The sequence below is a fragment of the Sedimentibacter sp. MB35-C1 genome (genome assembly GCF_030913635.1).
Lineage (GTDB): Bacteria > Bacillota > Clostridia > Tissierellales > Sedimentibacteraceae > Sedimentibacter.
The window spans coordinates 1,670,691-1,696,053 of record NZ_CP133188.1 but is presented as its reverse complement, the minus strand read 5'-3'; the positions used below and the strand labels follow the sequence as shown (position 1 = coordinate 1,696,053).

The 25,363-nt window shown below is 34.8% G+C and carries 27 protein-coding genes; 6 read left to right on the top strand and 21 right to left on the bottom strand.

The features are described from left to right. Positions 1 to 94 precede the first annotated feature (94 nt). A complete protein-coding gene (locus tag RBQ61_RS08015) occupies positions 95 to 235 on the bottom strand; it encodes a hypothetical protein (protein ID WP_308139963.1) in 141 nt (46 codons plus the stop codon). Positions 236 to 255: 20 nt separating this feature from the next. Between RBQ61_RS08015 and RBQ61_RS08010 the strand changes: the two genes are divergently transcribed. Beyond that, positions 256 to 555, top strand: a complete 300-nt coding sequence (locus RBQ61_RS08010; protein WP_308140099.1) for a DUF6550 family protein — start codon at positions 256 to 258, stop codon at positions 553 to 555. A 114-nt stretch (positions 556 to 669) separates the two neighbouring features. On the opposite strand, the gene RBQ61_RS08005 is transcribed toward RBQ61_RS08010, so the two are convergent. Together RBQ61_RS08005 and RBQ61_RS08000 are read right to left on the bottom strand one after the other, a co-directional pair. Then, on the bottom strand, positions 670 to 1,602 hold the full coding sequence (locus tag RBQ61_RS08005) for a hypothetical protein (protein WP_308139962.1): 933 nt from the start codon (positions 1,600 to 1,602) through the stop codon (positions 670 to 672). Between the two features lie 127 nt (positions 1,603 to 1,729). Continuing rightward, a complete protein-coding gene (locus RBQ61_RS08000) occupies positions 1,730 to 2,419 on the bottom strand; it encodes a hypothetical protein (protein WP_308139961.1) in 690 nt (229 codons plus the stop codon). Between the two features lie 554 nt (positions 2,420 to 2,973). Between RBQ61_RS08000 and RBQ61_RS07995 the strand changes: the two genes are divergently transcribed. Then, on the top strand, positions 2,974 to 3,408 hold the full coding sequence (locus tag RBQ61_RS07995) for a recombinase family protein (RefSeq protein ID WP_308139960.1): 435 nt from the start codon (positions 2,974 to 2,976) through the stop codon (positions 3,406 to 3,408). A 114-nt stretch (positions 3,409 to 3,522) separates the two neighbouring features. On the opposite strand, the gene RBQ61_RS07990 is transcribed toward RBQ61_RS07995, so the two are convergent. Both RBQ61_RS07990 and RBQ61_RS07985 read right to left on the bottom strand, forming a co-directional pair. Then, positions 3,523 to 4,260 (bottom strand): PrsW family intramembrane metalloprotease, encoded by a 738-nt coding sequence (locus tag RBQ61_RS07990; RefSeq protein WP_374049902.1) that lies wholly within the window; start codon positions 4,258 to 4,260, stop codon positions 3,523 to 3,525. A 15-nt stretch (positions 4,261 to 4,275) separates the two neighbouring features. After that, positions 4,276 to 5,016 carry a hypothetical protein gene (locus RBQ61_RS07985; protein WP_308139959.1) on the bottom strand — a complete coding sequence of 247 codons (741 nt, stop codon included), beginning with the start codon at positions 5,014 to 5,016 and terminating at the stop codon, positions 4,276 to 4,278. Positions 5,017 to 5,165: 149 nt separating this feature from the next. On the opposite strand from RBQ61_RS07985, the gene RBQ61_RS07980 reads away from it, so the two are divergent. Further along, positions 5,166 to 5,636, top strand: a complete 471-nt coding sequence (locus RBQ61_RS07980) for a hypothetical protein (RefSeq protein ID WP_308139958.1) — start codon at positions 5,166 to 5,168, stop codon at positions 5,634 to 5,636. 67 nt (positions 5,637 to 5,703) lie between these two features. Here the strand turns inward: RBQ61_RS07980 and RBQ61_RS07975 are convergent, their stop codons facing one another. The 6 genes from RBQ61_RS07975 to RBQ61_RS07950 all read right to left on the bottom strand — a co-directional run bounded on the left by RBQ61_RS07975 (position 5,704) and on the right by RBQ61_RS07950 (position 10,835). Further along, positions 5,704 to 6,612, bottom strand: a complete 909-nt coding sequence (locus tag RBQ61_RS07975) for a DarT ssDNA thymidine ADP-ribosyltransferase family protein (protein ID WP_308139957.1) — start codon at positions 6,610 to 6,612, stop codon at positions 5,704 to 5,706. A gap of 176 nt (positions 6,613 to 6,788) precedes the next feature. Beyond that, the gene (locus RBQ61_RS07970) at positions 6,789 to 7,694 is read right to left on the bottom strand and encodes a bifunctional enoyl-CoA hydratase/phosphate acetyltransferase (RefSeq protein ID WP_308139956.1); all 906 of its coding nucleotides are present in this window, start codon (positions 7,692 to 7,694) and stop codon (positions 6,789 to 6,791) included. 190 nt (positions 7,695 to 7,884) lie between these two features. Continuing rightward, positions 7,885 to 9,726: a heavy metal translocating P-type ATPase gene (locus RBQ61_RS07965; RefSeq protein WP_308139955.1), complete on the bottom strand. Its 1,842-nt coding sequence runs from the start codon at positions 9,724 to 9,726 to the stop codon at positions 7,885 to 7,887. A gap of 9 nt (positions 9,727 to 9,735) precedes the next feature. Next, positions 9,736 to 9,957, bottom strand: coding sequence for a cation transporter (locus tag RBQ61_RS07960; RefSeq protein ID WP_308139954.1), 222 nt, complete (start codon positions 9,955 to 9,957; stop codon positions 9,736 to 9,738). Between the two features lie 20 nt (positions 9,958 to 9,977). Further along, positions 9,978 to 10,346, bottom strand: coding sequence for a helix-turn-helix transcriptional regulator (locus tag RBQ61_RS07955; protein WP_308139953.1), 369 nt, complete (start codon positions 10,344 to 10,346; stop codon positions 9,978 to 9,980). 192 nt (positions 10,347 to 10,538) lie between these two features. After that, positions 10,539 to 10,835, bottom strand: coding sequence for a hypothetical protein (locus RBQ61_RS07950; protein ID WP_308139952.1), 297 nt, complete (start codon positions 10,833 to 10,835; stop codon positions 10,539 to 10,541). A gap of 316 nt (positions 10,836 to 11,151) precedes the next feature. Here RBQ61_RS07950 and trxA point away from each other — a divergent pair, with 316 nt between their 5' ends. Beyond that, positions 11,152 to 11,460, top strand: coding sequence for a thioredoxin (gene trxA / locus RBQ61_RS07945; protein ID WP_308139951.1), 309 nt, complete (start codon positions 11,152 to 11,154; stop codon positions 11,458 to 11,460). Between the two features lie 105 nt (positions 11,461 to 11,565). Here the strand turns inward: trxA and RBQ61_RS07940 are convergent, their stop codons facing one another. Continuing rightward, positions 11,566 to 12,114, bottom strand: a complete 549-nt coding sequence (locus RBQ61_RS07940) for a gamma carbonic anhydrase family protein (RefSeq protein WP_308139950.1) — start codon at positions 12,112 to 12,114, stop codon at positions 11,566 to 11,568. Between the two features lie 153 nt (positions 12,115 to 12,267). Between RBQ61_RS07940 and RBQ61_RS07935 the strand changes: the two genes are divergently transcribed. Beyond that, positions 12,268 to 12,924: a TraX family protein gene (locus tag RBQ61_RS07935; RefSeq protein WP_308139949.1), complete on the top strand. Its 657-nt coding sequence runs from the start codon at positions 12,268 to 12,270 to the stop codon at positions 12,922 to 12,924. Between the two features lie 33 nt (positions 12,925 to 12,957). Here the strand turns inward: RBQ61_RS07935 and RBQ61_RS07930 are convergent, their stop codons facing one another. The 4 genes from RBQ61_RS07930 to RBQ61_RS07915 form a co-directional block, all read right to left on the bottom strand. Continuing rightward, a complete protein-coding gene (locus tag RBQ61_RS07930; protein WP_308139948.1) occupies positions 12,958 to 13,767 on the bottom strand; it encodes an RMD1 family protein in 810 nt (269 codons plus the stop codon). A gap of 10 nt (positions 13,768 to 13,777) precedes the next feature. Then, complete coding sequence (locus RBQ61_RS07925) at positions 13,778 to 14,602, bottom strand: RMD1 family protein (RefSeq protein ID WP_308139947.1); 825 nt, start codon at positions 14,600 to 14,602, stop codon at positions 13,778 to 13,780. 106 nt (positions 14,603 to 14,708) lie between these two features. Beyond that, entirely contained in the window at positions 14,709 to 14,969 is a 261-nt protein-coding gene (locus RBQ61_RS07920; RefSeq protein ID WP_308139946.1) for a cysteine-rich small domain-containing protein, read from the bottom strand. Between the two features lie 78 nt (positions 14,970 to 15,047). After that, on the bottom strand, positions 15,048 to 16,592 hold the full coding sequence (locus RBQ61_RS07915) for a bifunctional diguanylate cyclase/phosphodiesterase (protein ID WP_308139945.1): 1,545 nt from the start codon (positions 16,590 to 16,592) through the stop codon (positions 15,048 to 15,050). 311 nt (positions 16,593 to 16,903) lie between these two features. On the opposite strand from RBQ61_RS07915, the gene rsgA reads away from it, so the two are divergent. Next, positions 16,904 to 17,971 (top strand): ribosome small subunit-dependent GTPase A, encoded by a 1,068-nt coding sequence (gene rsgA / locus RBQ61_RS07910; RefSeq protein WP_308139944.1) that lies wholly within the window; start codon positions 16,904 to 16,906, stop codon positions 17,969 to 17,971. Between the two features lie 41 nt (positions 17,972 to 18,012). On the opposite strand, the gene RBQ61_RS07905 is transcribed toward rsgA, so the two are convergent. The 5 genes from RBQ61_RS07905 to RBQ61_RS07885 form a co-directional block, all read right to left on the bottom strand. After that, positions 18,013 to 19,086 (bottom strand): stalk domain-containing protein, encoded by a 1,074-nt coding sequence (locus RBQ61_RS07905; protein ID WP_308139943.1) that lies wholly within the window; start codon positions 19,084 to 19,086, stop codon positions 18,013 to 18,015. Positions 19,087 to 19,239: 153 nt separating this feature from the next. Beyond that, positions 19,240 to 21,243: a sigma-54-dependent Fis family transcriptional regulator gene (locus tag RBQ61_RS07900; protein WP_308139942.1), complete on the bottom strand. Its 2,004-nt coding sequence runs from the start codon at positions 21,241 to 21,243 to the stop codon at positions 19,240 to 19,242. Between the two features lie 186 nt (positions 21,244 to 21,429). Then, on the bottom strand, positions 21,430 to 22,329 hold the full coding sequence (locus RBQ61_RS07895; protein WP_308139941.1) for a hydroxymethylglutaryl-CoA lyase: 900 nt from the start codon (positions 22,327 to 22,329) through the stop codon (positions 21,430 to 21,432). Between the two features lie 17 nt (positions 22,330 to 22,346). Continuing rightward, positions 22,347 to 23,540, bottom strand: coding sequence for a CaiB/BaiF CoA-transferase family protein (locus tag RBQ61_RS07890; protein WP_308139940.1), 1,194 nt, complete (start codon positions 23,538 to 23,540; stop codon positions 22,347 to 22,349). Positions 23,541 to 23,669: 129 nt separating this feature from the next. Then, complete coding sequence (locus tag RBQ61_RS07885) at positions 23,670 to 25,112, bottom strand: DASS family sodium-coupled anion symporter (protein ID WP_308139939.1); 1,443 nt, start codon at positions 25,110 to 25,112, stop codon at positions 23,670 to 23,672. Positions 25,113 to 25,363: the final 251 nt, after the last annotated feature.

Sequence of the window (25,363 nt, the reverse complement as noted above, 5' to 3'; positions counted from 1 at the left end):
AGAAAATCTCAATGACTGTGGTAAATTTTTTGTGCCGAAAGGAGAATACGGTGACGGAGAAAGACTAAAATTACTGGATTAGCAATCGTATTGCTTACTTCTTCTCTGCTGATACAGCAAGGTGTACCAAAATAAGAACAATCGACACCAACGCCCACATTCGTCCTGTATCGCAGGTTGCAGTATCATATAGGGATAACACCCCATCTCTACTAACAATCGAACCAATTAGCAAAAACCTCTCCACCTCAGCCAATAGAAAAAGAAGAATCGACCAACACCCCAACTCCTCCCACACAAACGGCTACAAAGCCACCTCCACCTACCCCATCTAAAACCTGTACACTGAAAATGGGCGATACACGGATTGTTAACGGTCAAAAGCAAGTTTACTTTCTCGGATTTGGTTGGATTGAAGATAATGATGAACCAAACCATGGTAGCTACGTTGAGGGTATGTATGAGAACGGCAATAAAATTGGTATTATAGGCGGCGGTGCAATCACTGGCGAAAGCGATGGTGATATTAACAAAATTGTGGGTAGCTTGGATTGAGGGTGTAACGAATAGTTCTATCCTTTTGTATGGCACAAATTATCAACAACTAAAGGGTGTTCCCAAAATGGACGCCCTTAGCATTTTCAAAGTTTCTTTATGCTAACACCAACGTTACCCTAAATTATGCGTTTTATATTCTTCGATAATGCTTTCGGCAGCCTCTTCACCAGATTTCGCAACAGCCCTAAAATGGTTTCTATCTCCATCTAATATTTTTCTTTCTTCTTGAGTGGGATGCGAGAACTGCATAGGGACTAAATCAATATTAAATAACGCTAATTGATCATTTATGTGTCGAAACCATTGAAACATGTGCTGAAAATTAAAATCATCAAATTTTTGCGGATTTTTTTCCTGTAAATCATTAGACATATTATAATAATAAACCGCATCCTCATATCTTTCTAAATACATCAACTCGTCTTCAGAGAAAATGGGGTAATCGTATTTTTCATTTTCAATCTTTGCAATACTAACAACTTTATTGGATTCTTCACAAAGTTCATAATAATAATGTAAGTAATAATGTGTATGTGTCACCATGCATAAATCTTTTAATTTCTCCACAATCCATTCAGCTTGACTGGATGGCCATCCTTTAGCTTTTGGCACATTGTCTTTTATATGCTGTAATGCTGCAAAATTATAGATGAGTGCATCAACATCTATCCGATTACCACTTTGAATATCTCTAAAAAGAAGATATTCATTTCTAGGCTTAAAAGCATTTACATAATACATAGCATAATTTTTCAAAGCTTGACGGAAATCCTTTAAATAATAGTCATGTAAATTTATCACAAAGCTTTTTTGAGCGTTATCATATCGTTTATCGTCGCTACATTTTATTAAAAAAGCAGTTAAAATGCTGAAGCATAGTCCCCACAATATGCCCACAAGCACACTTAGCCAGTTTTGTGAATTAGAATTGATTACTAAAGCATTAATATAAAATCCTGTTGTCAAAAAAGAAAATAAACCAATAATACTAAGTGCCCAACAGTAACCGGTGTACTTATATTTTTTTACTTTTTTATTATTCACTAAACGACCTCCTTGAATATCTTTTTAGCAAGCAATATTAAGTGTTTACTCTGTAAAACATTTGGGAAATAGAGAATTTAGTTTTTCTTTATTTGTAAGTTCAAGGTTTAAGGAGAGACCGTCAAGTTTATTGTTCATTGGTTGGTTTCTCTACTGAAACCTTTTTATCAATATATTCTTCATATTCTTTATATGAAAAAATATCTTTTCTTAAGTCAAATTTGCAATATTTGCTTTCACTTTTTGTTGTAATGGCAAATATCATTGATATTAAAATATCTTTTTTGTTGCTACAATACCGCATACTTAAATTGTTACTTAGCGCTTTTTTAACTGAAAGTCTACGATTTAAATCTTGAATTATTTCAAGTGAAAAGGATAAAAATGGTACAGAATATTCTTCATCTAATTGAATATTATAAAGATATTTTCTATCAAAACGTTCACATCTTGCTATTTCTTCCTGATGCCCAGAATACCCAACAGTTAAATTCTTAAAAATATCAATAATGTATAAAGAGTTATATAATAGCGTTAAAATAAATTTCTTTTTTAATGAAAGAAAAGTAAATGGTCTAATATTTTCACGTATTTCTTTTAATAGATCTATAATTCTATCCGCTTGAGTTAAAGCTATTTGATACTCATTGTATTTAATAGCATATTCAAATTGTCGTGAACAATTTATAGCCATTTCAAGTAAATAATCTATATTTTTTCTACTTTCGAAATCATATAATTTTGTAAATATTACCCATATTATTGTAGCTACAAGACTTGTTAAAATGCTTAATAAAACTGTTACAGTTATATTCATCGTCTACCTCCACTACAAACTGCCATATCAGCTTGGCAATTGTTTTTGAATCCTAATATTACCATTATATCAAACTAAAATATAAAAGTATATTGTAACGCTAAGTTTCATTGAATTTAAGCCTTTAGTTTTTGAAAAAGGAAATACCGTTACAATAATTTACAGGGATACAGCGGTTACTCGAAATGAAAATGAATTTTTTACAGAACGAAGAATGATGATTGACGGCAAAATCTTTTATGTGAAATCCATCTTCCAAGCAGAGCCATCATCAACGCCGAGCAAAGAGTTAATCAGATTAATTGATGACGAAAAAGATATTAAAAAGAAATAACGGCTTTCGATAGACTTGTACAAACTGTTACGGTATGATGTGTTTACCGTATTCAGTTTGTCGGAAAGGAGTAAAAAATGAAACAGACCACTGAAAAATATACAATTCTTTACGCAAGATTAAGCCAAGATGATGGCAGTCAAGGTGAGTCCAACAGCATAGGAAATCAGAGGTTAATTTTAGAAAAATAAAGGACAACGGTTTTGAAAACCTTAAATTCATGGCTGATGATGGCTACTCTGGTACGAATTTCAACAGACCAGCCTTTAAAGAACTGATGGAGCTTGTGGAAAACGATGAGGTTGAAACCATAATAGTCAAAGACATGAGCCAATTTGGCAGAGAATATTTAGAGGTAGGTCGATACACCGAAATCGTATTTCCAAACTATAATGTGAGGTTTATTTCAATATCTGATGGCATCGATAGCCTGTATGGCAACGATGATTTTACCCCGTTCAAAAATATAATCAACGAGCTATATGCCAAAGATTGCAGCCGTAAAATTAGAGCAGCCAACAGAGCAAAAGCAGAAACAGGTGCAAGAGTAGGTACTAATGAACCGTATGGGTATATGAAAGACCCAAATGATCCAAAGCGAAAAATCATTCCTGACCCTGAATCGGCAGAAGAAGAAAAACAATCGGTAGCCTAAAACGGCAAAAGGCAGACAGTGAAAATCACTGTCTGCCAATATACCGCCCGATTAACCGCAGTTTATAAAATGTCCCTATGGGACTGCGGTTAAAGGGTTACCTTCTTTATTAATTCATTGAAATTCGTCGTGATGAAAACTGTTTGATGTTCCAGACTCCTTGTTTTTCGAATCATTGTAATACACATTCAGCTTTCGGAGATTTGTTACCCACATATATATTACGAACGGAATAAATAGCAACATCAAAAGATCTATCCCTGACATCAAAATAAAATCAAAAATTCCATGAAGCACAACAGGAACCGTAAGAGATTTCTTAAAATAATATCTGCTGTTCTCCGGTGTTGCAGAAAACTTGGCAAGAGACAGGTAGTACCCCATAGTTATGGCGAAAAGCATATGAGCCGGCACAGATAAAACAGCTCTATATAACCCTATGGACTCAATATCTGAAAACCTAAATACAACATACATTATGTTTTCTATTGTTGCAAACCCAAGAGCAGACATTACACAATAAACTATTCCGTCCAACTTCTCATCAAATACGGGGTTATAATAAACATACTTAAGTACAACTTTCCTTTTCATAAATTCTTCGGTTAATCCAGCAATTATAAAAGCAGTATATGCAGCACCTAAAATACCGGGGAAAAAATTGAATGAGGAAAGCAGATTTTCTATGAGTACAGTTGGAACAACCGAAACAACTCCCATAAAAAACACTTTCATCAGCACCCTCAAAGGTTCCCTGTCATGCCTGTCAAACCAGTAAATTATAAGGCCCAGGGCAAGCCCTGGTGTTATAGCCGTTATTAATAAATTTAATCTCATGTAATTTCCTTTCATTTTATCGTATTTAATTTAATCGTCTTTCATCAAACTCTCCAGAGGTACATAAAATTTTGTCAGACGTCTTCCAAATTCATCAATATATCTTCCACGTTCATCAAAACACATAACAGTCGCCCTTGTGTTTATTTTTTGAATAAAGCCATTATAGGTCCTGCCTTCTGCCATGAATTTTACATTATCTCCCGGTCTCATACCAAAAATACTCATATTAGCCTCTTTAACGCCTATTAATTTATGTGTGGATTCAACATGACCAAATATATTAAATATTAAATTTTTAAAGGTTTTTTTACTGCAACTTGATTTGTGATAAATTAAGAATTCAATAACATGGCAAATTTCATGTTCAAAAACAAGCATCAACCCATCAAGCACACTTGCAGCTTCTATACCTCCTACATACTTGATCCTGTCAACTTTATTGAAATTAGCCAAATGGTTTAAGGATATTTTTATCTCAAACTTAATATCCTCCGGCTTCATCTCTGCTATACACTTACTTGTCTTTGTATTTCCTGCGGCACGTGACAGCTGTTTTGACAGTTTAAGTATAATCTTTCCCTTAAAATTATCTTTGAACCATGAACACAAAAATATTTCATCATATAATTCAAACAATATATACAAATCATTATCTTCTATTTTTGAAAAATTATCTGTTTTTATATTTATTGAGCGCTCAAACAATTGCTTCTTAATAGTTTCTCTTTTATTTTTTATAATTTCCGAATCGTATTTTATATCTATCATATGTTGTCCTTAATTAATATGTCTTTCTTTGCATGCAGCTACATTCATTTATACCATAATTTGCACTAAATAAAAAGTATAATTAATGACTGTCTCAGATTTTTTATATTTGCATATATTAAATAATATATATAGAATGGAGAGTAGATATGACTACGAAAAATAACCCACAAGCACCGGAAAGTACCGATGGTATCGTCGTGAGCGATGCGTCTGCAAACAATATAAATATTAATGACGGAGAAAACGGATATATAAAGATAAGAGCTGTAACAGAACTTGGCAAATACCCATTAAGCGGCGCACGTGTAACTGTATATGCCTCGCTTGAAGAACTGGTACCGGTTGAAATCACAACTACTGATTCAATGGGATATGCTCCGGTTATTTCACTTCCAGTATCGTACAATCCAGGAATAAGCACAATGGATCCGGTATATTATTATACTACCTATCACTTGAGTGTCAGTTTTGATTTTTATTACCCCACGGCAATCCACAATATTCAGGTATTTCCGGGGATAACTACTGAATTTAACGTAAACATGACTCCTGTACCGTCCATTGAACCTAATCCTTACAAGAAAGTAGAAATTTTAATTCCTGATATCGAGTTATAGCTGATTGACGTGTTTATAGTTCCTGAATTTTCATTTTCAATGTGATTATTTGGGAACTGTCTCTTACTTATCCTATTATTTCCTCTATGCACAACACCCCGTAAAACCAGAACTTGAATTTTACCGGAAGACATGGCAAGCAGTCTACCTCTACATGAAAATCCGTTTTATCTGTTCCCAGATAATTCACTTTTACTGCACGAAGCGGCCTGTCGTTTATATCATACAGTCTGTATTCATGCCTGTCATCATTCTTCACCGGATTACACGTACAGAAATGAAATATGAACACATTTCTGTCGCTTTGGCTGTTATACACAATATTGTAGTCTTTTACATAATTGCTGTCATGAAAAAACATATCAGGTTCAACGCGATACATATTATTCTTTCCGAAAAGATTGCATGCCCTTCTGTATTCTGTCGGACTTCTAAATATAACATTTTTCAGCCTTCTCAACGATACAGGCTCATCAATAAGAAGCTCAGCCTGCTTTCTGATGCTAAACAATTCATTAACTTTTCCTTTTAAGAATTTATCTACGCATCTTTTATCAAAAACGGTTTCCCAGTCAATATCATAATTAAAAAAATTATAATCTGTTCCATAAGAAGTATTTTTGTAGTCGGCATTTCCATCTGTATAAATTGCCAGGTCATGGCATATAATTTCTTCATCAAACAAAAGATACACGGGAATATCTAATTTTTGCATAACCTCATAGTTAGCTTTCTCCGTATAATAAAATCTTGCACATCCCCTTACTTTTCCCGGCACATCTTTGATTTTTTCTTCATGTGCAGCATCGTAAAATTCTATGTGATTTGCATGGCACAAATCCCTTCCGCACAAATACCCAATGCTTATAATTGAACTTAAGTTTGAAAAATCTGTAAAATGAAGCGGCCCTCTGAAACTGTACAGTTTTTTCAAATTTGTAACTGCCTCTCTGATTTTTTGACAGTCATCTCCCAAATGAATCCCTCCAATAGCAATCTATTGCTTATTAATATTTATATTAGAGCAGTCTTGCTTTATATGACTAAATATTAGTAAAAAATTGCTAAACAATCTTGTTTTAATAGTATATTAAAAACTGCCGTCATGTTGACGGCAGTAATCAGTAAAATTTTATTCATATTGAAGTTTAGTTATCTGACTGATGATGCAGACAGCACTAAGGACAAGTACTTTTCCTCGGAAGAAGATCCTCTTGATGTCAGTACAACAGGCACCTTAGCCCCCACGATCATACCTGCCATTTTTCCGCCTGCAAACTCAAGCAATACCTTACTCATAATATTTCCCGAAGTAATATCTGGCGATACAATAATATCAGCTTCTCCCGTTACCGGACTTTCATATCCTTTTATTCTGGCAGATTCTTTGTTGAAGGTTAAATCCACAGATATAGGCCCTTCAATTATGCAATTCTTAATTTCTCCGTTAAGGTTCATTTTTTTAAGTATATCCGCATCAACTGTCTCAGGCATTTTAGGGTTTACACTTTCAATGGCTGTTAATATTGCTACCTTAGGGCACTCATATCCCATAGCCAAAAATACATCAACTGCATTTTCTATAATCTGTTTCTTTTCCTCAGCATTAGGATACATCATCATTCCGCCGTCAGTTATTGCTATCAGCTTGTGATATGAAGGTACTTCTATTATAGCCACATGGGTCATAGCGTTACCTGTTCTTATCCCTTTCTCTTTATTAACAACCGCCTTCAGTAAATCTGCAGTTTGTAATTTGCCCTTCATAATGAAATCCGCTTTATTTTCATTAATTAATTCAACCGCTTTTTCTGCAGCTTCTGCATCACTCTCAGTATTGATTATTATTTTCTCATCGAATTCAACAGAAATATCCTTAAGTATCTTTATTATTTCATCTTTCTTACCTACAAGTACAGGTTCAACCAATTTATCGCTCACAGCTCTAAATACAGCCTCCAATGTATGCTTGTCATGGGCTGCTGCCACTGCAACTTTCTTTATTGAATTGCTGTTTCGAACCTTTTCAACCAGTTCCTTAAAATTTTTCAACTCCATGGTACCCTCCTAATAATTGGTTTATCATTAATAGTGTCATTATATCTAAGTGCAAGCTGCGAATAGGCTTAATTTACACTGATACAATAATTCGTTTTATTTATTATACCATAATATCAGTTTGCTTCATAACGTTTTCTAAGCAACATAATAAAAAACATGCATGATTCATATACATGCATGTTTTTTATTAATAAATGTTTCTGACATTCAGTGCTCTAAAGGAATTCAGTATCGCAATAAAAGCGACTCCAACATCTGCGAATACAGCAGCCCACATTGTTGCAAAACCTACAGCACTTAATAAAAGTATCAATACTTTCACACCTATGGCAAAGATAATATTCTGATAGGCTATTGCCAAAGTTTTGCGTGAAATTTTAATTGCAGATACTATCTTTGATGGTTCATCGGTCATTATTACTATATCTGCAGCTTCAATAGCTGCATCTGATCCCAGACCTCCCATAGCTATTCCTATATCTGCCCTTGCAAGAACAGGAGCATCATTTATTCCATCTCCCACAAAAGCCAGCTTTCCTCTCGGTGATTTTTGGTTTATAAGCTCTTCCACCTTATCTACCTTATCTCCAGGAAGAAGCTCTGAATAAACTTTACCCACACCTATCCGACCGGCAACACTATCACCTGCAGCCTTGCTGTCACCAGTAAGCATAACTATGTTATTAATGCCCTCTTTCCTCAGCATGTTGACAGCCTTTGCCGAATCATCTTTTTCCTCATCTGCGATGAGTATATATCCTGCATAGTTCCCGTCAACAGCTACATGAACTACAGTGCCAATTAACTCTCCTTCGTAATAAGAAATGCCATTTTCTTTCATCAGCCTTCCGTTTCCGGCGAGAATGTTTCTTCCCTCGACATTTGCAAATACACCTTGTCCTAAAACCTCCACAACATCGGATATTTTATCGCTATCGATTTCATCTCCAAAGGCACGTTTTATGGATGAAGAAATCGGGTGGTTTGAATAGTCCTCAGCATACGCTGCGAACTTCAGCAGTTCCCGCTCAGAGATATTCTCAGCATAAACTTCCTGTACCTCAAACACTCCCTTGGTCAATGTACCTGTTTTATCAAATACTACTATTTCAGTTTTTGCCAATGCCTCCAGGTAGTTGCTACCCTTTATTAAAATTCCCTTTTTAGATGCCCCGCCAATTCCGCCGAAAAAGCTAAGCGGTACCGAAATAACCAATGCACACGGGCAGGATACAACCAAAAATGATAATGCCCTATATATCCATGTACTGAACAAAGCCCCTTTAATTATCAAAGGCGGCACAACAGCAAGGAGCGCGGCTATTATAACAACTGAAGGTGTATAATATCTGGCAAACTTGGTGATAAACCTTTCAGATTTTGACTTTTTACTCCCGGCATTTTCAACAAGGTCAAGTATCTTACTCACTGTTGATTCCTCAAATTCCTTCGTGACCTTAGCTGTAATAACTCCGTTAATATTAATGCATCCACTTAAAAGATTGCTGCCGACTGTAACCTCTCTAGGAACAGACTCACCTGTCAATGCTGAAGTATCTAACATAGAACTACCCTCTGTCACTATACCGTCAAGCGGAACCTTTTCTCCTGCTTTCACAACAATTACATCTCCAACTTTAACATCATCCGGGTTTTTCTTTATCAGTTCATCATTTATCTTCACATTTGCATAATCGGGGCGGATATCCATTAAACTTGCAATGGATTTTCTAGATTGTCCCACAGCATAACTCTGAAACGCTTCTCCCACTTGGTAGAACAGCATAACTGCCACTCCTTCGGGGGCCTCTCCTATAAGAAATGCTCCAATTGAAGCTATTGACATCAGGAAGTTTTCATCAAATACATCTCCTCTGATAATATTTCTTACAGCTCTCTCGACAACATCACCACCGGCTAAAATAAAACTCAAAACAAACAATGACATTTTTAGAATTTCATGTTGCACAGCCAACGCTGCTATAAACAAAGCAAAAGCTATTATCAGTCTCCAAATCCTTTTTTTCATACTTACTCCTTATGCTGTTTTAAATCTAACTTCAGGTTCATATTTATTTACTATTTTTTCAGCCATAATTGCTATTTGCGACATCATATCCTCAGCGCCCTCTACTATGAGTTTTTCTGTCATTAAATTTATAGATGCGCTTTCAACTCCTTCAAGTTTTGTAATATCTCTTTCAATTTTTGCTGCACAGTTTGCACAATTCAATCCTTCAAGCATAAACTTCTTCCTCATTATCTTCCTCCAAAAAATTATTACTGCATATATTTTTCGTTAATATGTTCCATACCAGTTTCAAATATTTCTCTTACGTGATCATCTTTGAGTGAATAATATATAACCTTTCCTTCTCTTCTGAACTTTACAAGATCTGCCTGTCTCAGTGTTTTAAGCTGGTGTGATATAGCGGATTTCGTCATATTTAGAAGTACAGCTATATCGCATACACACATTTCATCTTGATCCAAAGCCCATATAATTTTAACTCTGGTGGAATCGCCCAAGACCTTGAAAAAATCTGATAAGTCATACAAATCATTTTCATTAGGCATTTTCTTCCTTACTTTTTCAACTACATCTGCATGTATAACATCACAATCACTGCTTAACTCTTCTATGTTCAATTTGCTCCTCCTTTAGTTGTTTAATTGTTCAACCGTTTAATCAATTATAGTTGTTCAATCATTCAATTGTCAATATATATTTTATTACAAATAATTAATAGTGACTCATATTAAATCAAAACCCGGCAAACATACGATGGTCTTACCATCATAATGTAATGCCGGGTTTACTAGTTCTAATGCTAAGCTATGTTATTCCGAATCCGTTCCGTGGGAAAAATCTATTATCTCCGACTGCGAAAGAATTGCACCGGTATCAGAAAATTCCACAATTTCATCATCTTCTGCACCTTCTCCCGCCGGCATTTCATCCGGACTCGGACTTGAAGTATCGTCAGATGGATCATCAATTCCCATGCTGCCATTTTTATCTACTATCCAGTACCTGCTGAACGGCGCAATTTTTCCTTCAACCAGATCGTACTTTTCTATAAGTTTTTCATCAATAGACTGAAGCCCATGCTCCGTCTTCAAAAATAATTCCTTCATTTATTCCTCCGCAATAGAATATATAACTAGTATTGCCAAAAAATTTAAAAAAATTAATTTTAATGTGTTGACCAAATCACTGTTCAGCTCAACAGTAAATTTATAATCCTATCAGATTTTAAAAAGCATTTAATTAGTAATGCGTGAAAAGCAGTCAGCACCTGCATATTCCACCACAAGTTAATATATTATCTATATAATTGAAAGCTCTATTTACTGACTTTTTTCAGACAGCTTGGACAGTGACTAAGTTACTGTTATATTGTTAATACCTGCTATAATAAAACCATAATAAATATTTAAGGAGATTAATAATATGAGCACAGTTAAAATAACTAAATCAAATTTTGAGCAAGAAGTTATAAAATCAGATAAACCGGTACTATTGGACTTTTGGGCGAGCTGGTGCATGCCTTGTAAAATGATTTCCCCCGTAGTGGATGAGATAGCAAATGAAGTGCCAAATGTAAAGGTTGGAAAAGTCAACATAGATGAACAGCCCGAGCTTGCTACAGCTTTCAACGTAATGAGCATACCTACTCTGGCTGTTATGAAAGATGGTAAGATTGTAAAAACTATGGTAGGTGTAAGGCCTAAGGCGTCAATAATGAAAATGCTGGCATAAATTTTCGGCACATGTAGAGATTATAAAAAATAGCATAACTCCTATAGTTAACTACCCCTAAAGTTAAAGAACGTAAAAAAAAGGCAGTCTCCTAACTGCCTTTTTTTATACTATTTGTTCACCATTATATATTTCGCCGCCAGCTTCCGGCATGACCCCGTATCTTATTGACCATAGAGTTTTATATTTTACCGCCTGTGCATGCAAGCGGTCCGTGTTTTCAGGGAGTTTCTTAATAATTTTTCCCGGCACGCCCGCAACCATTGAAAATGGAGGTATAATCTCGTGTTCTTTAACTACTGCTCCTGCAGCAATAATGCTGCCTCTTCCTATTACGGCACCGTTTAAAATAATTGCCCCCATCCCTATGAGACAGTGATCTTCAATAGTGCAGCCATGGACATTTGCTCCATGCCCAACTGTTACAAAATCTCCTATGACAGTTGGTTCTGTATCATCAACATGCACTATTGCATTATCCTGAATATTCGTATATCTTCCTATAGTAATTGTATTAATATCGCCTCTTGCAACTGCATTATACCATACACTACTATATTCCTTCATTATTACATTGCCAATAAGTTGTGCACCTTCCGCTACGTATGTCTTTTCATCAATAATCGGAAGTATTCCTTCAAATTCTTTAATCATATGTACCTCTCAGATAAAATATTATGCGCTATTATTATATCACAAATTAAAATAGTTTTGTTATTATTATTGAATTATTACATTATCGTTTAAACTCTTGTATTAATTGAATATCCCTTATATAATTAGTTATATTTATTTTCGGAGAATGATATGAATGTATTTGCATTAAAAATAATTGCCCTTGTTACTATGATTATAGATCATTACGGAGCAATCTTTCAAGAAGATATGATGATTTTTAGAATGATAGGTAGAATTGCTTTTCCTATTTATTGCTTTCTGTTAGTAGAAGGCTATTTTCACACAAGCAATTTCAAAAAATATGCACAGAGACTTTTATTATTTGCACTGATTTCTGAAATACCTTTTGATTTGGCTTTTTTTAATCAGGTAGGATTTGTTCATCAAAATATATTTTTCACTTTGTTCATAGGTTTAATTACCATTTACATATTGGATAATAAGGTGGAAAGATTTAAATTCAACAACACTGCGGTAATTATATCTGCCTGTATTCTGGCGGTGTTGCTAAAAGTCGATTACGATGCAATGGGTATTGTATATATTCTCACTTTCTATTTCACCAGAAATCAAGAAAAACCAAAAAAATTTATTATTACCTCAATAGTGATGATAATAGTAAATTTTTCTTCCGTTTTTATTCAACAACTGTCTCTTCTGGCGTTACCTTTTATCTATAAATATAATGGATCTCTCGGGGCGAAAAATAAATTTTTACAAATATCGTTTTATGCGGTGTACCCTCTCCATTTGCTGATTTACTATGCTGCAAAGTTGTACCTATGATCCTTTATGGCACGGTAATAACATTAAATAAAGCTATCCTATAAAATACATAATTGGAAACAATGCCAAAAGTATTATTTCAAATATCAGTAATCTCTTTTCCGACTGGTTATGCTTAAAGTTGAAATATTCCTCAGTTATAGAGTCCAATACTTCCATCCTGTTAAGCATATCCAAATATCTGTCATCAAGTTCAAAAGATTTACTTACAATGTTAAACAGATTTCGAGTTTCTATTGTTTTAGAAAATTCAGGCGGTCTGTCAAGAAGTCTTACGCTTTCAATAGTTCTGTATTTAAACCGGGTGCATTGAGCAATAGTAGATATAACATTTCTCGAATTTGCTATCAGCCTTCCTTTATTTAAGTAATTTATCAGCTTTTCTGCATCATCCAGGACCTTATTAAGTTCAGCTTCGATTTTATGTATTTCTGTTGATTTAGCCTGCACTGTTGAGATTATATCAAGCATAATACCGCTAAATTCGTAGTTTTCCTCCACTCCATCCAAATTTACCATACTGTTATCAGATACGTTCAACACATATGTATCAGTAAATTTTGAAAGCATCGTATTATCAATATCTACATATATTTTAGACAGATACTCAAAAAAATAAAATATTTCATGATGCTTAAAATTAACAAATGTTATGCATCCATATTTGTACAAATAAACATATTTGTCCTTGATACTGTACATAAATACTTTCTCAAGTTCACTGCTCCCAATTTTAATAAATTCTTTCCATCCGGCATCCTGCTTAAAATTAAAATGTGAAGCAACCTGAATAAGCGAAATTCTTGCGGCAACTTTAAATGTGTTAAGTATTTTTACATTCATAAGCCTCACCTTACCTGAACAAATCAAGAAACATCAGGATAACTTCTATAACTATTAAAATAATTATAATCCATTCTAAAAAGAGTCCGCGTATAGAACTGCTTATATCAGCGAGCCCATCAACAATGCTTTTAAGAATTTCCGTCTTGTTTTTAATTACTTCATATCTGTCGTTCAATTCAAAAAAATCAGACATCTGTTCGTAAAACAGCGCTGCATTGCTGTTAATCCAAGTAATGTCAGGCTTATCAAGTATCATTATATATGCAATTGTATTGTATTCATGTCTTACTATTCGAGATATAGTCTTAGCAAGCTCTTTATTCCCTATATTCAGCTTTCCCTTTTCCAGATTATCAATTTTAATTTCGATATTGTCAAGAATTTTCCCCAGCTGCTCTTCAATTCTTTCCAAGGCTACTGATTTTGCAATTACAATGGCAATAAGCTCAGGATAAAACAGCTCATTATGCGGAACCTGAACATATTCATCTGTGCATTCTAATTCTTCTCCCTCAGTTAAATGCAGAGCATAGTCATCCTTAAATTTTTCATAATGCTCAATGTCTATATCAGTCTTAATTTTTTTAATATATTTCATAAAAATTTCGGTGTGCTTTTTATCGGAGTTAATAAATACTATGCTACCGAATGAAAAAACTAAAATCATTTCATTTTCATAGGCTTGCTCGCCTATTACCATTTCCAGAACTGAGTCCTGAAGCATAAGCGGTTCTTCCCATGTATATTTTTTCTTTATATTACATTCAACAGCTATCTTATTAAGTTCTATTTCATTAGTTACTGCATAAGTTTTAAAGCTCAAATCATTCATAATAACCACCGCTCATTTTTTATATCATATGTAATTTTAGCCTTATTAATCATATATTTAATTATTGCCAATCAGTTTCTATCTTTTCTAACAGTGTTAATAACAATTAAAAATCACTTCCTCTTTTAATAACCTCCTTCATCTTTGCCATAATCCTTTCATAGCTTCCTTTCGAATGTGGGACAAGGCAGTTTGTGCAGTCCTTTATGCCATGATTCACAACATAATTTCCTCCACATTCATCTTTAAGCATGTACAATGGACAATAGCAAAAAAGACAGTTAAAGCTTTCCTCATCGGAAGTTTTATGGCACGGAAAATATTCGCATTTGGTGTTTTGGAAAAATTTATAATTTTCTGTTTTCAATTTAATCTCCTAATTTAGTTTTACTACATTGTATCATAATTGCAAATTTTTTTAAATATTACATAAAATCAAACCACTTTATTTTTGCTCGAATTTCTCCGTCAACAGCTCATTTAGTTCATCAATATACATCGGGCGCCCTAAATAGTACCCTTGCCCGCATTCACATTCTATAGTTCTAAGATAATCATACTGTTCAATTGTTTCTATCCCTTCTGCTATAACTCTGATACCCAAGTCATGCGCAAGAGATACTATAAATTTAATTATTGATATGTCTTTTTTATCACCGTTTCCTATATAACTCTTATCAAGCTTAACAATATCAATCGGAAGCCTCCTTAAATATGTCAGGGAAGAATATCCTGTTCCAAAATCGTCCAATGCAATTTTTAAACCTTTTGCTTTTAATATATTTAATCTTTCTATTGCTGTATCAATATGTGTAATTGCCGCTGTTTCGGTTATTTCTATAACAATATTTGAATAGTCCACATCGTAGTCAGAAAATATTTCTTCTATTTGTCTGAAACTTGAATTACTTATAAGTGATTTTCCGGACAGGTTTAGTGATAATTCTAAATCATTCAGGCCCTGTTCTTCCCATTTTTTCTTCTGAATTAATACATTCTTTATTATGCGCCTCTCCAACTCATATATCTGTCCTGTTATTTCTGCTACTGGAATAAAATCCGCCGGAGAAATATAACCTTCCTGAGGGTGATTCCACCTTACAAGTGCTTCTGTGCCTATTATATCTCCTGTGCTCAGCTGTACCTGAGGTTGGTAATTCAGTTCAAATTCATTGCAATCCAAGCCCTTTTGCAATTTATTTGCCATCTGTATATGCCATATCGTCTCGTAATGAATATCTTCCTCATAAAAAAACATCTTGTTTTTTCCTTCTTTTTTTGCTGCATACATTGCTATGTCAGAATGCTTAAGCAACGTGTCAAAATCGTAGCCGTCATCTGGATATACCGCAATACCTATGCTCATGGATATATAAAATTCCCTGCTGCCTGAATTCCAAGTGTTTCCTATACTGTTTTTTATATTTTCCAATCTGTTAAGCAATATATCCTTGGTTTCAAAACTTCTTATTAATATTGCAAATTCATCTCCTCCAAGTCTTGCTACCATATCCGGTGCCTTTATTTCTTTTGACATTTTGTGTGCCATAAATTTTAGGAAATCATCTCCTATGTAATGTCCCAATGTATCATTTATGTATTTAAAGTTATCTATATCTAAAAATGCAATCGCAAACTTCTGCCTTGAACTACTGACAAGATTTTTAATTTTGCTTACAAACATAGCTCTGTTTGGCAATCCAGTCAAAGTGTCATAATACGCCATATGCCTCAATTCTCTTATCGCCTTGGATGATTCTCCTGTTGCATTTATTATTCTTTTCTCCCTTTTATTTATTAAAATATACACTATTATCATTGTAAGAAAGATAAAAATCCAGCCTTTATATGTCTGTAAATTTTTATATATTTCGAAATCACCAGCAAAAACTTCAAGAACAGAATCTGACAAAACAACCCAAAGCGATCCAAATATCCCATACTTCAGCACAATAGCAATTGATTGGTTGCGAAAAAAATAATTTATCATACGTTTGCACAAATGTCTTGAACAGCACTTAGTTTTCAAAATTCCAGCTCCCATCCTCTTTTTATGTTATAAGTACCCTGCAATTTTTATTTTAAACTGCTAAAGGAGTGTTTATAAACAATTTATGCTTTTTTCAAGGATTTTATTGAATTTAATTACGTTTTATTATAAAATATTCTTACAAATATCTCACAAGAAGGGAGTGTTGCATTATGATTTTTGCATTAATAGAAAATTCAACAGAAAACCCGGAGGTATATAAACTATAATCCTATGCCTCCGTATAATCACTTACATTTCAGGAGGATGCATTGAATAAAATTAATATGGAAGATTACGGACTCAACGAAAGGTTTGTTAATGAGTCTCGTATGCATGAGAACTTAACTGTTGGTAGAATTGCTTCTCAAGACAAGGGACTGTACAGAGTAATTACAGAAAAAGGAGAAAAAAAAGCACAAATTTCAGGAAAATTTCGTCATAATGCTTTTAGTATTTCTGATTATCCTGCCGTAGGAGATTTTGTTATGCTCGATGAAATTGATGACGGTAATTCAATCATACACCATGTTCTAACAAGGAAAAGTTCATTTACAAGAAAAGCTGCCGGCACGTCCTGCGACAGTCAGGTCGTTGCAGCAAATATCGATTTAGTCTTTATATGTATGAGTCTTAATAATGATTTCAATCTACGAAGACTCGAACGATATATAGGAGTTGCATGGGATGGAGGCGCAACGCCTGTAGTAGTCCTAACAAAATCAGACCTGTGCGATAATTTGGGAGATATATTACCCCAGCTGGAAACAGTGGCGCTGGGTGTGGATATAATAGTAACATCAAGTATGACCGAGGACGGATTAGCAGCAGTAAGAGCATGTATAAAAAATGGAATGACTGTTGCCTTTATAGGCTCTTCAGGCGTCGGAAAGTCTACACTTGTCAATAAACTTGCAGGGGAAAATCTATTTGCTACGCAAGGCATACGCGGAGATGATAAAGGCAGGCATACAACCACAAAAAGAGAGCTGATTGCTCTTAAGTCAGGCGGTGCCGTAATAGATACACCCGGAATGAGAGAACTGGGAATTGAAAGCACTGATTTGTCCAAAACATTTTCGGATATTGACGAACTTTCCACCGGCTGCAGGTTTAATGACTGCACACATACAAAGGAACCGGGATGTGCCGTAAAAGAAGCAATAAAAAACGGCACGCTTTCGGAAAGCAGACTTTTAAACTATTTCAAGTTAAAAAAAGAAGCAAACTATGAGGGCCTGACGTCAAAGCAAATAGAAGAAAAAAAGGTCAAGGAAATGTTTAAAGATTTCGGCGGAATAAAAAACGCCAAAAAATATATAAAAAACAAAAAAAAATGAAAAATTCCGGAACATGTTTCCGGAATTTTTATTTACTTATATTACTCTGCTATATAGTCTATTGTTGTATCTATTCCTATTGTCATGGTTTCACCGTCCCATGTTATGCCAATATTGAATGATTGTGCAATGTCTCTTAATTTAAAATAATTGTTATTATTAATATTATAAGCTGTAAGTTTAACTTCTTCACCATCTTTATAAATTTTTGCGGTATTGAGGGTTCCTGTCTTTTCCTGACTGTTTCCACTGGACATCTCTCCTCCGACTGTAGTATACGGTTTGTTCGAAACTAAATTAATTGCATTTTTTTCACTGTTCCATTCAACTTCAAATTGTTTTTCTGTACCGTTTATTGCTGTAGCAAGATCTCTGAGCTTGAAATAATTATTACCGTCTATATTATATGCTTCAAAGGAAACCTCTTCTCCGTTTACAAGAACCTTGGAACTTGTAGGCAGTGCAGATACACTGGCAGGAATTTCAGGTTCAGCAGTTTCAGTAGCTTCAGTAGCTTCTTCAGGTGCATTCTGAGTCTCAGACTCGCCAACAACTTTAATAAAAGCTGAGGCCTGTCCGGCAATTGCCTCTTCTCTGAAAAGAACAAAGTAATCACCTGGTTCTGTTAATTCAACACTGCACCCCGGAAGGTACATAGGAAACTCAGCATCATAGTTTTCAAGCTCTGATACGTCTACGGTTTTTTCATCTACTTCTCCAGATTCATCAGCAACAAAAATAACGGCTTTTCCAAATAGAGGGAGCTTGTCCTCATCATAATATTCATATGTATTTTCAGCCGTTGAAGTTAATTTATAAATATCAAATATAACTCCTCCTTCCGCCAGCAGAGTAACAGTTGAAGAAGGGTTAACTATAAGTCCTTCATCTATAAATTCGTCAATCTCTTTTACATCGAATGTGTTGATAACATTTGTTACAGAAAAATGAGCCGGCAAAACAGATATCTCTTCTTCTGTCATATAGCTCCAATCATCCCTGTAGCCTTTCACTTCAACTGTTTCAGTCTCAGCGGCAAATGCAGAGGCCCCCATCGCCAGTAACATGGCAGCTACTAACAATAATGTCGTACCTCTCTTAAAAAATGTTTTCATATTGTTTTTCTCCTCTTAAGCAAAAAATTTAATCTCCACAAAAAGTAAAATGAAGAATATATTATATATTATTACATATTTTTCATCATTTGTATACAAGATTTTACAATTATCGCTATTTCATAACATTTAATGCTTGGAGAGAATTTATAATTACACATTTATTTTGTATTTTTTCATTTTTCTCCACAATGTTGTCCTGCTTATACCCAGCTCATCTGCCGCCTTTTGTATTGACAGCTCATTACAAATAAGAGCATCCGTTATTTTTTCTATCTCCCATTTATTCAGATCATTTGCTACCAGCCCTTTTGGTGAATTGTCATCTTTTGAAGGGTAAACCTCACCACCGCCTCTTTGATCTATGGCAAGTACATCTATTATTAACTGATTAAAATTATATTGGCTTCCGTGATATTTCAACAAAACACAAACTCTCTCAATAAAGTTTTGCAATTCTCTTATATTGCCGTACCATTTATGCTCTTTAACCCTGTCCATTATCTGATAAAAAGCATCTACAAACTCGATTTGTTCTTTGCCCATATTTTTTTCAAAAAAGAATTTGCTCAAAAGGAGTATATCTCCATCTCTGTCTCTTAATGGAGGAATATTTAGGTTCAGCACTCCTATTCTGTAATATAAATCCTCCCTGAATGCATTAGCTTTTATTGAGTCAATTAAATCCCTATTTGTTGCCGTTATTACTCTTACATCCACAGGCATTTTTTTCAGTGATCCGACCTTTCTTATTTCTTTTTCCTGCAGCACTCTCAGAAGCTGTGCCTGAATCTCAATCGGAATTTCTCCAATTTCATCCAAGAATATGGTTCCCTTGTGAGCCAATTCAAAAAGCCCTATCTTCCCGCCCTTTACAGCCCCTGTAAATGCACCTTCTACATAACCGAACAGTTCCGACTCCAAAAGATTCGATGATAAAGATGCACAGTTTATTGCAACAAAAGGTCCATTCTTTCTTTTGCTTAAATTGTGAATACTTTGGGCAAAAAGCTCTTTTCCCGTACCTGTTTCTCCTCTTATTAGAACCGTGGAATCTGAAGATGCGTAGCTTTTTGCTATAGATATTGCACTCTTTAGTTTCTTAGATTCGCCCTTAATATCTTTAAAATTATATTTTGCAACCAGTCCTTTTTCATGAAGGCTTCTTCTTATCTTGTTTTCATTTTCCTGAATTACCTTCACATCCTGAAATGTGGCAACTACACCTTTAACATCGTCGTTTACTATTATCGGTATCCTGTTTGTAGAAACCATAGTTCCGTTAATATTCATAAGCTGATTTAGTTCTTTTTCTCTCGATTCAAGAGCCTGTATCATGTCAGTATTTCGTATAATTTGCTTTATGTTTTTGCCCACTGCATATCCCGGGCTTACGTTAATTATATTTTCTGCTATTGAGTTTATCACGTCTATTGTGCCTTTTTCATCCACGGCAATTATAGCATCATGGGTGAAATTAAGGACTGCCTTGTATCTTTCAAGCTGAATTTTCAACTCGTTTTGCTTTTTTAATTCTTCCTTTTGTATTTCTAAAATTTGTTTTGCTGTATCAATTGCATTGTTTATCGTAGCCTCTGAATTTTCTAGGGTAATATGCCTGAGTTTATACTTATCTGCATATTTTTGTGTCATAACACCACCGATCCCCAAAACGGACCCTTCTTCAATGGCTTGCTCTACAACTATTTTACAGTCACTGTCATTCTTAAAGGTATAAAATCTGGCGTCAATATGGAGCATTCTGCATATGCTCTTAACATCTTCTGCCATCTCATCATATGAAAAAAAAGCTATAATCCCTTTTTCCTTCTCAGCAATCTCTATAGCTTCAATGTAATCTGACAATAATACATTTATGGCGATTACGGGAATATTTAACTTAGTTTCTCTAAATGCTGCAGCCGTTCCTTTCCTGCTTATTAATACCATAGCCCCTTCGTTTACAAGATTTTTAGCCATTCTAACAGCATCATGAAGAACATCCTCCTTTGAAGCAGGCACAAATACATTAATGTCTTCATTTCTTTGCTTAATTATTTTCATAGTTCTCTGAGCAAGCTGCACAGTTGGTGCTATCATCGTAATTTCAGTAACCTTCTTGTTTTGTTTAGTCAGGTTCTTTTCCAATTGTATCAATCAAAAAACATCCTTTCATTTTTTGTAAAATATTTATCAGCATAAGCTGGTTCAGATTTTGTTAATCATAAAAATTATAATAATATTATACCATATGCACCAAAATATATAAGCCCTATCATTTTTTTCGTTTTTTACCAAAACAAGAAAATTGCGGATATTTATCTTTAATATCCGCAATTTATATTAGTTAATGCATTGTGTTCCTTTTTGTATATTTACAAGGTGTCCGCTAAAGTTTCCGGATATGATGCTTTTTTCATATTTTGCAGCTTCAATAAGTTTATCCACATCAATTCCAGTTTCATATCCCATGTCACTCAGCATGTATGCCAAATCTTCTGTTGCTGTATTTCCTGAAGCTCCCGGTGCAAAAGGGCAGCCTCCCAATCCGCCAAGAGTAGATTGAACCTTTGTTATCCCTGATTCAATAGCAGTCAATGTATTAACCATACCCATATTTCTTGTGTCATGAATATGCACTTGAAATTCTATTTCGGGAAATTTTTTTACTGCTGCTGTTACAATTTCTCTTACCTGCTTCGGATTGGCAATTCCAATTGTATCAGCCAAAGACATTTCCTTTACACCCATTTTTGCAATCCGGTCTAAAAACCTTAGAACCGTATCAGTTGAATACTTGCCTTCAAACGGGCATCCAAATGTTGTGGCAACATCTACGCAGACATCTAAATCCTTGTAGTTGTCCATGATTGTCTTTAACTCAGCAAATGATTCGTCATGAGTTCTATTTATGTTTGCTTTATTGTGACTTGCACTCAGCGATACCACATATGATACTTTTCTAAGCCCTAATTCATAAGCTTTTCTTGCACCATACAGATTTGGTACTAATGCAAAAAAATCATATGCCGGATATTTTTCCAACAGTATTTTTGATATTTCTCCCGCATCTCTAAGCTGAGGGATTGCTTTAGGACTTACAAAGGACGTATGCTGCATTGACTTAACACCCGCCTCAATCAAATCATCAATAACTTTAAGCTTCGTCTCCACAGGTATATAGTCCTTAAGATTTTGAAATCCATCTCTTGGCCCTACTTCTACAATTTGTACTTTATTCATAATATGCTCCTTTGTTGTTAGAATACACCTTTGTCTATATATTCTTTAATTATTTCTTCGCTTAAGCCTATAAAATCCTCGTACACATTAAAATTGTGCTGTCCAAGTGTTGGTGCAGGCGTTCTTATTTCAGCTTTTTTATCACTAAATTTTATATGCTCTCCAGTCAATGTGGTCTTCCCGGCTACAGGGTGTTCAACTTCGACGAACATTTCTCTGGCAACTGCTATGTGAGGGTCTTTAACAACTCTATCTATTGTATTTATCGGAGATGAAGGAACTCCTACATTTAATAACTTTTCAACTATTTCATCTACCTCAAATTTTTTTGTCCACTCTTCAATAATAGGCTTCAGTAACTCATGATTTTTAACTCTCAATGCATTTGTTGCAAATCTTTCGTCATTAACCAGTTCTTCTTGATTCATAGCTTCTACCAAAAGTTTGTAAAGCTTGTCATTTCCACAGCCTATTATTACATCACCGTCCTTAGCCTTAAATGAATCATAAGGATATGCAGATTCATATCTGTTTCCTATTCTTTCTGGAATTCTTCCAGTTGCAAGATATATTTGAGTAATTATTTCCAATGAAGATACAACTGAATCAACCAAAGCAACATCAACTTTTTGCCCTTCTCCGGTCTTTATTTTATTTACCACAGCAGCTAAAACACCTATTGTACATCCAAGTCCGCCTAATACATCTCCCATTGCTGTTCCTGTCCTTGTAGGCTGTCCTCCAGGCCATCCTGTTGTGCTCATCAGCCCACCCATTGCCTGTCCGATTATATCGTAACCTGCTCTTTGGCTGTAGGGTCCGTAATGTCCAAAACCACTGACACATCCATATACAATTCCGGGATTGATTTCTTTCAGTGTTTCATAACCCAAACCAAGTTTTTCCATTGTACCAGGTCGATAATTTTCAATTACCACATCAGCTTTTTTAACCATCTTCTTAAAAACTTCTTTTCCCTCAGGCGCTTTTAGATTTAAAGTCACTCCAAGTTTATTCCTGTTTAAATTCATGTAGTACGCGCTTTCACCATTGATAAACGGGCCAAAAGCTCTGCTGTCGTCCCCCTTCTTAGGCTGCTCTATTTTATACACGGTAGCACCCATGTCAGCAAGCATCATTCCGCAGTAAGGTCCTGCTAAAACTCTTGTCAGATCAAGTACTACTACACCGTCTAATATTCCTTTGCTCATCTTTATTTCTCCTTTACAAATAATCTTTCTGTCAATGTTTATTGTACAAATTTTATTTTTTATTGATATTAAATTTTCTCTCTAATCTCAAGGATATGGAGCAGGTACCCCTGCTCCATGATTTATTTATTACATTCCTACGCCCAATAAACCAAACGTTATAAAATACATTATAAGCGGGAATAAAACTAGTCCTATTATTTTTAATCCAAGGCCTGCCTTCATTAAATCTGATATTTCAAATGCACCTGTACTGTAAGCAATTGCATTTGGAGGTGTTGAAGGAGGAAGCATGAATGCAAAGTTTGATGCAATCATACAAGTCAGCATCAGCTGAAGCGGATCCATTCCTATTCCTTTTGCAATACCTGCCAAGACAGGAAGGAAAGACGCAACAACAACTGCGTTTGTTGTAACTTCCGTAAGTATTGCAGTTACTAAACCTACTGCAATAATAATCACTATAGGCGACATACTGCTGAGTGCTCCCAGGTTAGATGCAACCCATTTTGCAACACCGGCATCCGTAAAGGCATTTCCCATAACCATTGAACCGCCTAACAGCAGCATTGTCCCCCATGGTGCTTCTGATAATGCCTGCTTACCTTCAAGAAGATATACTCCTTTTTTGTAATCAACCGGAATAACCATTGTTGAAATTGCTATAGCTATTGCTATTGTTTCATCAGTAGCAAACGGTATATATGATTTCCAGAGAGAGCGGGTAACCCAGCAGAGAACTGAAACTGCAAAAACTACTGCTGTCAGCTTTTCTCCTTTGTTCATAGGTCCCAATGCTTCATATTCATTGTTTACAACATCTATGTTTATATCTTCCATTTTGTCTGTTTTATAAAATTTACGAAGATAAATCCATACTACCGGAAGCATAATAGCTGTAAACGGAAGCCCTATCTTCATCCATTCCAGGAAGCTGATCTCCAATCCAAGAGTTTCTTGAATTATGCCTATTCCTGTAGGGTTGGTAGTTGTACCTATTACAGTAGCAATACCTCCCAAAGTAGCCGCAAACGGTATAGCAAGAACTAATGCTTTTTTAAACCCTCCGGTTATTTGATCACCCATTGTTGCGATTATTGATATTGCAACCGGCAGCATCATAGCTGTAGCGGTAGTATTTGACATCCACATTGATATAAATGCCGTTGCAAGTATAAATCCTAAAATAATTCTGCTTGGCTTACTTCCCACTTTTTTTACAATTCCAAGTGCCATTCTTCTGTGCAATCCCCATTTCTGCATTGCAGAAGCTAAAAATCCAACTCCCAGCACCAGATATACTGTCGGGTAAGCATAATGCCTGAATAGTTCAATTTCGTTTTGACCCTTTGATCCTGTAATCCCCAGAAGCGGATACAGTAATATGGGTAATAACGCAGTCATTGGAATCGGTATTGCCTCCGTCATCCAAAAAACTATCATCAGCACTGATACCGCCAATACTTTTTGACCTAAAACTGTCAGACCTGCCGGAGCAGGCATTGCTAACAATATAGCACTTAAAATAACTCCCGCTATAAGACCTATTTTCCTAACTTTAAATTCACCCATTGAATCCTCCGTATTTTCTTAGTTATTAGTAATAAATTTTAATAAGTTTTTTATAAACGCGCATTTATAAAACTGTAGTACAAGCAAGTACAAAATATTATAAGCAAACCTCATGCCAACGTAAATAATTATTTTTTATATTTTAATATATCATTGATTTTTCAACAAATAAATATTTATAACTGCCATGTTTTAATTTTTATAAAAGATTTTTTTAAAATATAATAATAAAAAAAGCACGGCATTGTTTC